At 60.7% G+C, this 12,887-nt stretch carries 10 protein-coding genes and 1 tRNA gene; 4 read left to right on the forward strand and 7 right to left on the reverse strand.

The features are described from left to right. Positions 1-40: 40 nt before the first annotated feature. The 6 genes from IM764_RS09215 to IM764_RS09240 form a co-directional block, all read right to left on the reverse strand. Positions 41-1,654 carry a serine/threonine-protein kinase gene (locus IM764_RS09215; protein ID WP_194187622.1) on the reverse strand — a complete coding sequence of 538 codons (1,614 nt, stop codon included), beginning with the start codon at positions 1,652-1,654 and terminating at the stop codon, positions 41-43. Continuing rightward, complete coding sequence (locus IM764_RS09220; protein ID WP_194187623.1) at positions 1,651-3,099, reverse strand: penicillin-binding protein 2; 1,449 nt, start codon at positions 3,097-3,099, stop codon at positions 1,651-1,653. The genes IM764_RS09215 and IM764_RS09220 overlap by 4 nt, the downstream gene beginning before the upstream one ends. After that, positions 3,096-4,475: an FtsW/RodA/SpoVE family cell cycle protein gene (locus IM764_RS09225; RefSeq protein ID WP_194187624.1), complete on the reverse strand. Its 1,380-nt coding sequence runs from the start codon at positions 4,473-4,475 to the stop codon at positions 3,096-3,098. The genes IM764_RS09220 and IM764_RS09225 overlap by 4 nt, the downstream gene beginning before the upstream one ends. Before the next feature lie 3 nt (positions 4,476-4,478). Continuing rightward, the gene (locus tag IM764_RS09230; RefSeq protein WP_194187625.1) at positions 4,479-6,077 is read right to left on the reverse strand and encodes a PP2C family serine/threonine-protein phosphatase; all 1,599 of its coding nucleotides are present in this window, start codon (positions 6,075-6,077) and stop codon (positions 4,479-4,481) included. Positions 6,078-6,137: 60 nt separating this feature from the next. Continuing rightward, positions 6,138-6,641 carry an FHA domain-containing protein gene (locus IM764_RS09235; protein ID WP_194187626.1) on the reverse strand — a complete coding sequence of 168 codons (504 nt, stop codon included), beginning with the start codon at positions 6,639-6,641 and terminating at the stop codon, positions 6,138-6,140. 80 nt (positions 6,642-6,721) lie between these two features. Further along, entirely contained in the window at positions 6,722-8,017 is a 1,296-nt protein-coding gene (locus IM764_RS09240; RefSeq protein ID WP_194187627.1) for a DUF3662 and FHA domain-containing protein, read from the reverse strand. Positions 8,018-8,482: 465 nt separating this feature from the next. On the opposite strand from IM764_RS09240, the gene IM764_RS09245 reads away from it, so the two are divergent. From IM764_RS09245 to IM764_RS10395, 4 genes are all read left to right on the forward strand, one after another. Continuing rightward, positions 8,483-8,565 (forward strand) — tRNA-Leu (locus tag IM764_RS09245). A 695-nt stretch (positions 8,566-9,260) separates the two neighbouring features. Further along, complete coding sequence (locus IM764_RS09250) at positions 9,261-9,599, forward strand: hypothetical protein (RefSeq protein ID WP_194187628.1); 339 nt, start codon at positions 9,261-9,263, stop codon at positions 9,597-9,599. A 307-nt stretch (positions 9,600-9,906) separates the two neighbouring features. Further along, a complete protein-coding gene (locus IM764_RS09255; protein ID WP_194187629.1) occupies positions 9,907-11,082 on the forward strand; it encodes an MBL fold metallo-hydrolase in 1,176 nt (391 codons plus the stop codon). A gap of 51 nt (positions 11,083-11,133) precedes the next feature. Continuing rightward, on the forward strand, positions 11,134-11,910 hold the full coding sequence (locus IM764_RS10395; RefSeq protein WP_228073711.1) for a DoxX family protein: 777 nt from the start codon (positions 11,134-11,136) through the stop codon (positions 11,908-11,910). On the opposite strand, the gene IM764_RS09265 is transcribed toward IM764_RS10395, so the two are convergent. Then, a complete protein-coding gene (locus IM764_RS09265) occupies positions 11,911-12,807 on the reverse strand; it encodes a hypothetical protein (protein ID WP_194187630.1) in 897 nt (298 codons plus the stop codon). Positions 12,808-12,887: the final 80 nt, after the last annotated feature.

Here is a 12,887-nt window from a genome sequence, read left to right on the forward strand (position 1 = left end):
TGAAAATATGTGCTGCTGTTAAAGGATAGTAAATGTAGGACTATACCTGTGGAACCTGTGTCGATTCCACGGTCGATTCGCCCTTTGCCGTTCCTTCGCCGACGGTGGTTTCGGTCCCGCTGAGGCCATTGATCAGATCTTCCAGTCCGCTGTCATCAGCGCCGGTTTCATTACCATTCCCATTGCCGTTAGTGGCACCGTTGCTATTCCCGTTTCCGTTGTCATTTCCATTGGTGGACTGCGTGGAATTGGAATTGCCCGAGTTTCCCGAATTCCCAGAGTTTCCTGGTGTGGAGGTGGAACTGGAGGACGAAGACTCTGGTTCGGTGGTGGTTTCCGTGGTGGTACTGGTGGTGCTCGACGGAGGCTCGTAGGTGTTCTGGGTTTCTGGATCCTGTGTGGGCGTCGTTTCGGATGTCACCTCGTTGGTCACGGTCAACGTTTCCGGATTCGGAGCTGGCTGATCGCTGTTAGATAGCAACAGGTAAGCAATAACGCCCAATGCCGCCAGTGCTACCGCACCCAAGGCAATCAGTGGCCCAGCGCCGTTGGAGTTCTTCTTCTTCCGCGCAGGTTGCGAGTTCGCGCTAGCGGACCGGGAACTAGCTCGTGCGCCGGTAGCGCCGGCTCGCGCAGCTCCCGCACCGGCCACCCCAGCCGCACCGGCGGCCGGCTTCACCGGCCCCTGCCGCGGAGGCACCGCCGTGCCGGAACCGGTGGCCACCTGACCCAGCTGCTCCGTGAACGGCTGAGAATCCACGTCCAAAGGCGGAACGGAATGAGGTTGTGGAGGACGCTGACCGTCCGCCACACACTGGATTGCCGCTGCGAGTTCCGCACCGTCCGCATAGCGGGAGCGAGGATCCTTGCGCAGGCAGATCCCCACCAGCTCTCGGATAGGAGCGGGGATTTCTGCCGGAAGCGGAGGAGGGGCGTCGGAAATGTGCTTGATGGCCACGCTGACCGTGGACTCACCAATGAATGGCCGGGAACCAGACAACATCTCGTAGGCCACCACGCCCAATGAGTAGATGTCCGAGGACGCCTCCACCTGGGAACCCTGCGCCTGCTCCGGGGAGACATACTGGGCGGTGCCCACCACCATGCCCGTCTGGGTTAGCGGCACCGCGGCGGCAGCCTTGGCAATACCAAAGTCCGTGACCTTGACCAGCCCATCCGGCGTGATCAGCAGATTACCCGGCTTGATATCGCGGTGGATCAAGTGATGCTGGTGGATAGTGCTCAGACCCAGCGCCACCTGCGCCATAACGTCCAGCGCTAATCGCGCCGGGAGCATGCGTTCACGGGAGAGCACGTCTGAAAGCGATTCGCCCTGTACGTACTCCATCACCATGAAGCAGAATGTGGTGCCACTGTCAGGGTCTTCGACCTCGGCGTAATCGTAGGTCTCCACTACGTTGTCCGAGCGGAACTTCTCTGAGGTCTCCGCCTCATTGCGGAAGCGGGAGCGGAACTCCGGGCTGTCGGTGTACTCGGGCTTGAGTACCTTGATGGCCACGTCGTGCTCGTCGTGGCTATCCCACGCCAGCCAGACGGTGGACATGCCACCGCGGCCGATGATCCAGCTGAGCTTGTAGCGTTGTCCGATCAGCCGCTGGACTCTATCAATGTCTGTGCGGTCTGGCTGGCTCATTTCTGCTCCTGCTCCGCTGCGTGGATGACTGCGCGGCCGATGGGCGCTGCCACGGATCCGCCGGTGGCATCCTGTCCCGCGTTACCGCCGTTTTCCACCAGTACCGCCACGGCCACATCTGCTTCGGTGGAGAAGGCGATGTACCAGGCGTGCGGGTTGGAGTTGCGTGAATCCTCACCGTGCTCGGCGGTGCCCGTCTTGGAGGCGATCGTGGCCTCGCCGCCAGCGTGCTGCTCGGCTTCCTTCATCAGGTCCGTCAGCTGCTCGGCGATGTTTTGGTCCACCGCACGTCCGGCTTGGTTGGACTTGATCGTGCGCAGGGTTTCCAGGTTGGATCCGGTGATTTTGCTGATCAGGTGCGGCTCCATGCGTACACCGCCGTTAGCCACGGTGGCGGCGATCACGGCGTTTTGCAGTGGGGTCAGTGCCACGTCGCGCTGGCCGATGGCGGACTGTGCCAAGGCAGCATCGTCAGGGATCTCACCCAAGCGGGATGGGGTGACGGGCAGGCCGAGGTCGTCGATTCCCTCGCCCACGCCGAAGGCCTGAGCTGTATCGCGGAAGGCATCCGCGCCGTGGCGGGTGGACAGGTCCACGAACGCGGTGTTGCAGGATCGACGGAACGCCTCGCGCAACGTCACTTGTCCGCCGCCGCCACACACCGTGCCGTTGTAATTTTCCAACGTGGTGTTGGTGTTCGGCAGAGTGACCTCGCTGGAACCGTCCACCATCGTCTCTGCGTTATCGCCAGCTTCCAGCGCCGCAGCGGTGGTGATCACCTTGAACGTGGATCCTGGGGGCTGGGTCTGCTGTGTGGCGCGGTTGATCAGAGGCGAATTCGGATCATTGGCGTAGCTCTCGAAAGCTGCCTGCGCGGCATCGGCGTCTGGCTGCACGATCTTCGAGGGGTCATAACCCGGAGTCGATGCCATGGCCAGAACCTCGCCCGTGGATGGGCGCAGTGCCACCACGGAACCGGAGTAACCGTTGGAGGCCAGCTGATCGTAAGCAGTCTGCTGCACGTTGGGCTGCAGCGTCAGCTCCACGTTGGCGCCTGCGGGCTTCTTGCCGGTGAGTTGGTCCCAGATCTTGGTCGCGAACATCGAATCATCGTCACCGGTCAGGATGCTGTTCTGGCTAGCTTCAATGCCGGCAGCGCCGTAGCGATCGGACAAGTAGCCGGTGACGGCGCCGTAGGCGTTCGTGGTTTCTGGGTAGGTGCGGTAATAGAGGCCGTCGTCGTCGGCTTCAGATTCGGCCAGCACCTGACCACCGGCGGTGATTTGCCCGCGCTCCACGGATTTGGCTTCTAAGAACTGGCGCGAGTTCAGCGCGTTATGCGCCAGGGATTCCGTCTGGAAGGCCTGGATGAACATGAGGTTGGCTACCAGGATGATCACCAGGATGAAGGAGAACGTGGTCACTCCACGGATTGCCTTGTTCATGCCTGTTCTCCTTCGGCTTCAGCGGGTGCTGGTTGTTTTCTTTTCGACGCCAGCGCCGCCGCCTTCGAACCCCTCGCCCCATCCGCGCTGACCTCCATGGACGCGCGGGCGGAGTGGGAGATACGCAGCAGGATTGCCAGGAGGATGTAGTTCGCCAACAGGGAAGAACCGCCGTGGGCGAGGAACGGTGTGGTCAGGCCAGTCATCGGCAGCAGGCGGGAGACACCTCCCGTGACCACGAACACCTGAATGATCAAGGTCAGGGACAGGCCCGCGGCCACGAGCTTGCCGTAGCTATCGCGGGTGAGCATGGCGGTCTTGAAGCCACGGGAGGCCAGGATCAAGTAGAAAACCAGCACGGCTGCCAGGCCGATCAGGCCCAGCTCCTCGCCGATGGCGGCCAGGATGAAGTCCGAGTGGGCCACGGGCACGAGGTATGGGTAGCCCTCGCCGAGACCAGTGCCGGTCACGCCACCGTAGGACATGCCGAACAGTGCTTGGGAGAGCTGGAAGCCGTTGACATCGTAGTTGCCCACAGGATCCACGAAGTTGGCCACGCGGTCCTGGATCTTAGAGGAGACCTGGTAGACACCCACGGCGCCAATGACGGCCAGGCCGAGGCCGATGACCAGCCAGGAGGCGCGTCCTGTGGCGATGTAGAGCATGCCCAGTACAGTGCCGAACAGCAACAGCGCGGGGCCGAAGTCATTCTGGAAGGCCATGATCAGCAGCGCCAAACCCCACACGAGGAAGATGGGTCCCAGATCGCGCAGACGAGGAAACTGCAGGCCTAAAAAGCTCCGGCCCGCCACGGTGAACAGCTTGCGCTTGTTCATCAGTAACGCCGCGAAGAACAGCAACAGCAGGATCTTGGCGAACTCACCCGGCTGGATGGAGAATGGGCCAATGCTGATCCACACCGCGGCATCTGCGTTTGTTGCGCTAGGCCAGACGATGGGCAGCGCGGTCAGGATAAGCCCGGCCAGACCCAACACGTAGGAATAGTTCTCCAAACTGCGGTGATCCCGTAGAAACACGAGGGTGCCGATCAGCAATCCCACACCGATGACGGTCCACATGATCTGCGAATTTGCCAGGGTGAGGCCGGAATCCAGATCCAAGCGGTAGATCATCACCAGACCAATGCCATTGACCAATGCGGCCAAGGGCAGCATGATCTGGTCCGCGTCCGGGGCCACGATGGAAATCGCGATGTGGGCGATCAGGAAGATGCCGATGAACCCGCCGATCAGCAGGAACACGCTTCCAGTGAGCTCGTTGCCCTGGGAAATCTCCAGCGAGATCAAGGCGACCATCACTACCAGCGCAGCCAGCACCAGCAGTGCGGCTTCTGTCTTTCTCCGTAGCAGAGCCATGGTCTACTTCACCTCCCGGCAGGAAACCCCCGGAGTGGTCAGATCTTCCGGAGCAGCCGAGTGCGTGGACTGGCTAGTAGAGGTATCGGTGGCGCGAGCCGTGGTGTTTGGAGCGGACGTTTCCGATTCGCTCGTGTTCCGGTCACTATTCGCTTCCGATTCCGACGTTGCTTCGGCCGAACTGCTGGCGGATGGGGAGCTGGTCTTGGAGCTATCAGAATTGTTGGATGCAGCAGGGCTACGCGTCACGCAGACCGGCAAGGTCTGCTCGGAGAGGCGCTGCACCTGCTGCACCACCGCGTCATAGTTATCTTCCGGCAGGCTCTCCAGCGCTCCGCGAGCGGCGGGAGTCAGATCTGTGGTGGCAAAGCGGTGACAGTTGTCCGTGGAGCCCTCATCCAGCAACAGCAAAGTGGAATTCTCCGTCAGGCAGACATCCTGAAAATGGCTGGACAGCTGGATTCCTAGGACCGGTTCCGGCAGCCCGCGGTTTATGACGATCCGCGAGTCTTGCTCGGCGACGTAGTAGGTGTTCTGGACCTTCTTGTACCCCAGAAACCCGGCGGCACCCACCAGCGCGAGGATGACTAACACCGCCCCCAGTGCAGCCCACAGCTTCTTGGAACGAGGCTTCTTCTGCGGGCGAGCTGCAGTGGGCTCTTCCTTGTGTGTTGCCGTGTCTGCGGCGGCAGGAGTGCTAGGAGCGGACAGTGAATTTGTGGTCCGCAGGTTGGACAGTGCCGCCGCGCGAGACGCAGGAGAATCCGGCCGGTCTTCGTCCGCAGCCTCGCCACCAACTGCGCCGACGAGCACGGGAGAACTCGGTAGTTTGATCTTCGAATCCACGGGAGCATCCGAGTTGGCGTCGAAATCAACTACATCGGCAACCACCACGGTGACGTTGTCCGGCCCACCGCCACGCAGCGCCATCTCCACCAACTTGCGAGCGGCCTGAGCAGGCGGGAAGGCGCGCAGGATCTCGACCATCGTGTCGAAACTCACGGGATCGGATAGGCCATCGGAGCACAGCATGTAGCGATCGCCCGGCTGGGCTTCCAAAATGCTCAGCGTCGGCTCCACCGGCCGGCCCGTCAACGCCTTGAGGATCAGGGAGCGCTGCGGGTGGCTGGAAACGTCCGCGGGATCCAGTTTGCCCTGCTCCACGAGGGATTGGACGAACGTGTCATCCGTGGTGATCTGCTCCAGCTCGCCATCGCGCAGGCGGTAGCCGCGGGAATCGCCCACGTGGCACAAACCAATTTCATTGCCGCGGAACAACAGGGAGGTCAACGTGCAGCCCATGCCCGCGAGCGTGGGGTTCTCCTGGACGTGCATCGCGATGTTCTGGTTGCCCTCGTCCATGGCCGTGGCCAGGAGGGTTTCCAAACGCTCGGAGTGCTCTGGATCCTCAATCAGCGGGGAATCCAGCGGCTTGAGGGCATCAATCATGAACGCGCTGGCCACCTCGCCAGCAGCGTGCCCACCCATGCCATCGGCCAGCGCCAGCAGGCGCGGACCGGCGTACGCGGAATCCTCGTTGTTACCGCGGACCAGACCCCGGTCAGAGCAAGCCGCGTAATTCAGCGTCAATTGTGGGCTCATGCGGGGATCCTTAGTGGGGACTCGGGGATGAGGTGGTGAGTGTACACCAGAGACATTCGCCTAACCTTCCATCCGGACCAGGGTCTGTCCAACGCGAACTTCCTGACCAGCGGAAAGTTTTTCCGGCTGGTCGATGCGCTGTGAACCGATGAACGTGCCGTTGCGGGAATCCAGATCCTCCAGGAACCACTCCGGACCGCGCTTGATCAGGCGCGCATGACGGCCGGAAGCGAAGTCATCTTCCAAGACCAGCGTGGCGCTCTGGGAGCGGCCAATAGTGACCTCGTTGTATCCCTGCAGCTCCAGGTGGGTGCCCATGAGTGGACCGGACACCAAAGTCAGGGCCGTGGGCGCCTTGGTGCGCTTAAAAGGAGCAAAGCCGCGGGAGCCCTGGGAAGGCTCGCTACCCTGCGCAAACGGTGCCGCAGCCACAACGGGAGCGGCAGTTTGCAGACCGGACGCGCGGTCAGCATCAGAACGCAAGGCGCGCAGGGTCATCCAAATGAAGAACCACAGCAGCACCAGGAGGCCGATCTTGGCCACTAGAAGCAGTGTGGTCTGCACGGTACTCAACTCCTCGCGATGGGATTTTAGATAGTTACCGTGAACAGCCTAGTAGACGAGCGAGACAAGAGGGAGTGCCCTTAGCGGAATTGGACCTCGATTTCGGAATGCCCCATGACAATGAGGTCTCCATCCGCCAGCAACCAGTTTTCGATGGGGGTGTCATTCACCGAGGTGCCGTTGGTGGATTGCAGGTCCGTGAGGACGGCATCGTAGCCATCCCAGGAGATCTCTGCGTGTTGGCGAGACACGCCCGTGTCTGGGATGCGCAGGTCCACGTCGTTGCCGCGCCCGATCACATTGGAGCCTTCGCGCAGCACGTGCCGACGGTCCGAGCCATCGCGCAGGATCAACGTAACTTCCGCGTGCGTTTCGTTGCGGTCGGTGGAGGCGCCGGTACGTGGATCTTCCTTATAGACGTTGTGTGCGAGGACTTCCGTGCCCGGGTAGCTGGTGGGCTGTGCGGGCGGGTTGGTGAGTGGATCGGTGGCGTAGGCGCTCTCACCGGGGTGCTGGTCTGCCCCCTTTTCTTCCGACGCCAACTCTGCGCCCTCTGCGCTATGAGCCTGGGAAGCCGCTGGGTTATCCCACACGTAGTTGGAGCTTGGAGCGGGTTTGACGATGTCCGAGAGTTCCGGGGATGCGGAGCTTGCTGCGCCTGTTGCGGCTGCACCGGTTGCTGCTGCTGTTGCTCCTGCGGCGCCGGCACCCGCCGCGCCTACTGCTTCGGCGTGGACCTGACGGTCGCGCTCCTGCTGCTCATCGTGAGCGGACTTCAGAGAATCGTAGCTTTGCTGGTTGCGCTCAGAGCTATCGTGCGGCTGGTCATAACCAGCGCCGCGGTAGCCCTCGCTGGAGGGCGCGGAGTTTGCGTCGTCCCAATTCTCCCCGGACTCATCACTACGGTGAGTTTCCCACTCATCGCGGCGATCCTGCTCGCGGCTGGAATCCGGGCGGGACTCGGAACGAGCTTCTGAACGGGACTCAGAACGAGGCGGTGCGTTGAACATCGAATCGGCCTTCAGCTGGCCGGAATGCATGCCCTCGCGGGGCTGAATGATCACCTGAACTGGGGAATTGGTGCGCCATCCGGAATTGCGGATGAAGCGCTGGAGGCGATCGGAGAGATCGTCCTCCACATCGCTGTGCTTCTCATTGAGCGAATCGAAATCGCGCTGCGAGATGTTGACAACAAAGTGGCACGGCGCCCAACGGTTGCCGTCCGGGTCCATCATCACGGAGTTCTCGACTTGCTGCTTGAGAGTTTCGTCGATCTCTGCGGGGACTACCTCGCCGCCGAATACGCGCGCGAAGCCGTTATCCAGGCCGCGCTGAAGCGAACTGTCCAGCTTCCTAAATTTGCCAAAGAGGTCCATGTGGGGACTTCCTTTCGTTCTCGGTGCAGCCAACTGTCAGCATCACGTTTGGGCTGGTATCGGGCTATTTTTCCCAAGGTTGAGGTTCCAAGGCCATTGCGAGCTTGGGCAAGGCGGGGCTTGCAAAAAGCTGCGATCTGGCTGCACGGTTACTGCATAGGATACTCAAGAACTCTCAAAAACCTTAGTGAAGGTCGATTCAGGAAACGTAACGGACGGCGCGTTCCAGACGTTTGATATTCGGAATTTTGGGTTGCGGCGGGGAGTGTGCCGGTGTTCGCTGGGCGACTAGCACTGGGGGTGAGGCGGTATTCGTTGGGGTTTCGCTGTGTCGGATTCGGCAAGGAATCTGGCGAAGAACTAGTAAGCGGTGTGTCCAGGATACTGCAGCGCACGGCACATTTTTGTTAGTTTCTGAACCCGGTGCTATAGTTTTTCTTTGTCGCTCACGCGATGAAACCACTCGGGCGAGTGGCGGAATGGCAGACGCGCTGGCTTCAGGTGCCAGTGTCCTTCGGGACGTGGGGGTTCAAGTCCCCCTTCGCCCACAGAAGAGCTTCAGAAGCTGAGGTTCACAAGCAGACCGGCGGTCTCTCACTCATAAGGTGCGGGCCGCCGGTTTTCGCTGGGTGGTGGTGGGTTGTCATTACTAACAGTTCCGACGTGGCCTCGCTTCGGCGGTACCAATGCCCCTGGTGCTGTTATTCCGTTGCGCCGTTGAACTGTTCATAGTTCTGTACCAAAACTCGATTCAGTTAGTCACGTGCGCCACATTCTCTTGCGGAAATAGAACGCGCCCGTTGAGTTTTGGTACATAAGTTTGGCGGGGGTGAGCTTGGCGTCGGGAAATAAAGAAAACAAAAAACGAAACATTGAGCAGAGCGCACTAAAACGCTCCCTGCGCACGCCAAAACCGGCGCTCCCCCCCAGCGCCATCAAAAGCCGCAAGACTTTAAAGTTTGTGTCCCCGTTCCCAACCCTCATTCAACGGCTGATTCCCAGCGCGGCGGTAATAATCAATAACCTGTTCAGCCGTTTTACGGGCCGTAGTACCAATTGTGAGTCGTACGGGGTGGGTTCCCTGTAGGACGAGCGAATTGAACGCTCCCGCCGATCCACCAATCGGTGCCATATGCCAAGACTTGAGGCGCTTGGCGGCCTTCGCGCTCGGCACGTTTTGCAAGAGCTTCTGCGAGAAACATGACGTACAACTTAGCGATTTTCGGCTGATGTGTTTGTGGCGGTGGCAATTCCTGCTGTGTGGATGCGGCTGGTCTGTTCCGTGGCGCATGCTGGGCAATTTGGTCCGAAGCAAATCATCGGGGCGGGTCTATTGGGCATCGCCGGAATGTACTTGTTGGTGTGGTCGGGGCTTAAGCGGATGAAGTCTGGGCTGGTAGTGGCTCTGATCTCAGGGTTTTATTCAGCACTGGGGGTCGGCGTTTGTTTTGGTCTGTACGGATCACCGACAGATATCACCGGACTCTGGGGCGTTGGCATGATCTATGTTGCGATGTTATCGCTGGCTGCGAGCTTTTTGGTTGTGTTCACGATCGTGACGATCCGGAAGTCCAAGAGCTAGCTACTTCAAGGATCCGAGCTTCTACCTAGGGCGCCGCTGGGGCCAAGCCTTCAGGATCAGATTCACAATCTTTCCCCAACGTGTTTCGGCACTTTGCATTTCCCCAGGTGAATGTGACGGGTGGGAATTGGCGCGACCAGTTGGGGAAGAATTGTGAATCTGGTCGAGTGAACCGACCAGTCGAGCCACGAACTGTGCAGGGTGGCAGCGCGAACCGACCCGCCAAATCATGAGGCGAACCGACCCACCGACCTCCATGCCGCCGCCCACAGTGAACCGCCGCAGGTCATCGCTACAGTGGACAACTGTGTGTACACCGCTGTTTCCGGATCAATATCAGGCCGCGCTCGGCGAGCGCCTGCCTGAACCTGTCCGCATCCCCCTCGATCAGTTCGATGGGTTCGCCGAATCCGAGGAGCCTAACCGGCACACCCACAAGAACCGCGAATTGTGGGTCCGAGCAGTGCCGATGCCCGGCGGCGAAGGTCCTCAGTACGTGTACTCGATGGTCTTCATCACCGACCACGGCGTCACGGTGGTCGATCCCGGATGGCCTGATCGTGATGATTTTCGCGCCAGCATCGCCCAGCCCCTCAACGATTTCCTCATTCAACACGGGCGCAGTATTCAAGACGTCAAGGCAGTCATCGCCACCCATGCGCACCCCGATCACTTGGGTGCCGCCGGTCCGCTAGCGCAGCTCGCGAACGCCAAGCTCGTGATGAGCTCCCGCGAATGGACATCCATTGAGCAGGCGCGCGGCGATCACCTCGCCAACCCAGACAGATTCGCGCTGACGGAAGAAAACATCGGCGCGCCCGCAGGCGCCCTTGACCTGGACAAACTCTCCGGCGCCAAGGAGACCAAAGGTGCTAAAGACGCCAACACTTCCACCACCCGTGACCGCTGGTTCTTCCCTAAGCAGCGCCCCGATGTCTTGCTCGAAGACGGCGACCGCCTGGATCAGCTCGACATCCCAGAGCTCAGCGACCTGCCTTGGGAGGTCGTCATCACGCCCGGGCACACCGACGGCCACATGTGCTTGATCGACCGCGCGCAGAAAATCCTCATCGCCGGTGATCAGATCATCCCCACGATCTTCCCCGGAATTGGCCTGTCTGTGGCACCCGCGCCGGGCAATCCTATTGAGCAGTACTTGGACTCTCTTGTGCGCATCAGCGAATTCGACGATTATCGCGTCCTGTCCGGCCACGGCTACTGCTTCACGGATCTCCCCGCCCGCATCGAGGAAACTGCCCAGCACGTGCTGCGGCGCGCTCGCGAAGTGCAGAACATTCTCTCGCAGAATGAAAAGGGGGAAGCTGTGAGCGTGTGGAGTATGGCGTCGAAAATGACATGGTCGGCGGGGTGGGATGGCATGGTGAAGTCGCCGCGGCTGCTCTCCGGGCTGCGGCAGACGATGATGTACCGCGACCTGGTGCAGCGGGTGGGGTTGGACAAGTGGGAGCGGCTTTTCGCGTGATGCCGGAGCGTGCAAAATTCGCGCGCGGTGGATCGCCGGTAGTCTGGCGGCATGACTGCACTTAGGGATATTTCACTGTTGGTTGCGCGCGTCATTCTCGGCGTGGTGCTTATTGCGCATGGTTGGCAAAAATACAATGACTGGACCGTGGAGGGCACCGGCCAGAACTTCGACAAGATGGGTGTGCCCAGCCCGGAGCTGGCTGCGCAGTTCGCGGCCTACTTTGAGATCGCGGGCGGCGCACTGCTGATCATCGGTCTGCTGGTGCGGCTGGTCGGCCCGATTCTGTTCGTGGAGATGGCTGCGGCGGCGTGGTTCGCTCACCGCGATGGCGGCATCTTCGTGGCCGACGGTGGCTGGGAACTGGTTGCCGTGATCGGCGCTGCGGGTCTGGCGTTGGCAGGCGCGGGCGCTGGCCGTATCTCGTTGGATTACCTGTTGGCGACCCCTTTTCGTCGACGCAAGGAGTCCAAGCTGGCAAAGAAGAATGCCGAGGCTCACGGTTATGTCGATCCGGCGTCCGGTACGGGGAATTCTGCGTATGCAGGAGCTGGCAACGGTGCGGTCGCCGGAACGGGCGCGGCAGCGGGAGCTGGCAACGGAGCCATGGGCAACAATCACGTGGCGCATGGCAAAAACGCCGGCAGCTTCGGCGCCGCGACGGATCGCAACTTTGCCCAAGAGGATTACAGCGATGCTAAGACCACCGCGTTTGAGCGTCCTCAGACCGGGAACTCCGATGGCCACGGCATCGCCAACAATGCTGCTCACAAGGTAGATCCCAATGCCCCCACCACGCAGTGGCCAGGCGATACCCGTAAGAAGTAGTTAGCCCTTCACCCCGTTGAGCTCATTCGGCGTTTCCGGCAGCTCCACTGTCTTCACCACCTTGCCCGTGGCGATATCCACCTTGTGGATCTTGTTCGTCGCGGGTTCTGTCACGTAGGCGTACTTGTCTTGGACGAAGAGGGTCGGGAGGGGATCTTGCCAGGTCTCGGATTCTTTCCACTCCTCGACCACGGGGTATTCGCCGGTGATCTCGCCGGAAGTTGGGTCCAGTTTGCGCAGCGTACCGTCGGTGCCCAGCACCAGCGCTTCACCTTCTGGCCCGCGGCCTAATGACCGGAAGCTGTAGGAGGCCTTCACGTCCACCACGCGCATGGTCGACGTCTTCGTATCGGTCAGCGTGACGCGAGGGGGGGCGTCCAACTCCTGGATAGATCCGTCACCGTCACCGAAAATGAGCGTGCGCTTGCCTTCATTCACCACGTGACCTGGCTTGGTCGCGGAATAGACGGTGTCTGTCAGCAGCGGTTCGGTGGTGTAGCTGTGGGTGTGGTCGCCATGTGGTTCGGTCCAGGAGCCGGCGTCGAAAACACGAAATCCTTCCTTCGTGGAGTCAAGCAGACTGCGGCCATCGCCCAAGGGGTTGAGGCGGTTGAAGCCGTCGAGTTTCGTGTCATCGAGGACTTCGAGGGTTTTGGCGTCGAGGGTCAGCAGGCCGCCGTCGTAGGTGGTGACTAGGCGCGGGGTGGGTCCTGCGGCTTCGGATGGTGGGGTTTGTGTTTTTTGTTCCGACGCCACTTCTGCGCTTCCGGTGTTGCTTTCACCTGCGGAATTGCTGTTGTTGGGGTCCGTGGAGCAGGCGGTCAGGGTCAGACCGGTGGCCGCGAGTGCTGCTATGAGGCGGATTGGGGTGCGCGATGGGCGCGAGGTCAAGGTCATGAGGTTATCTCCCTTAGTGACATCAATGTTCAATTAGAAAGGGAGAATAGTGCAATGAACCCCCGTATTGAATACAGATT

It is taken from the genome of Corynebacterium sp. ED61, assembly GCF_015233855.1.
In the GTDB taxonomy this organism is placed as follows: Bacteria; Actinomycetota; Actinomycetes; order Mycobacteriales; family Mycobacteriaceae; genus Corynebacterium; species Corynebacterium dentalis.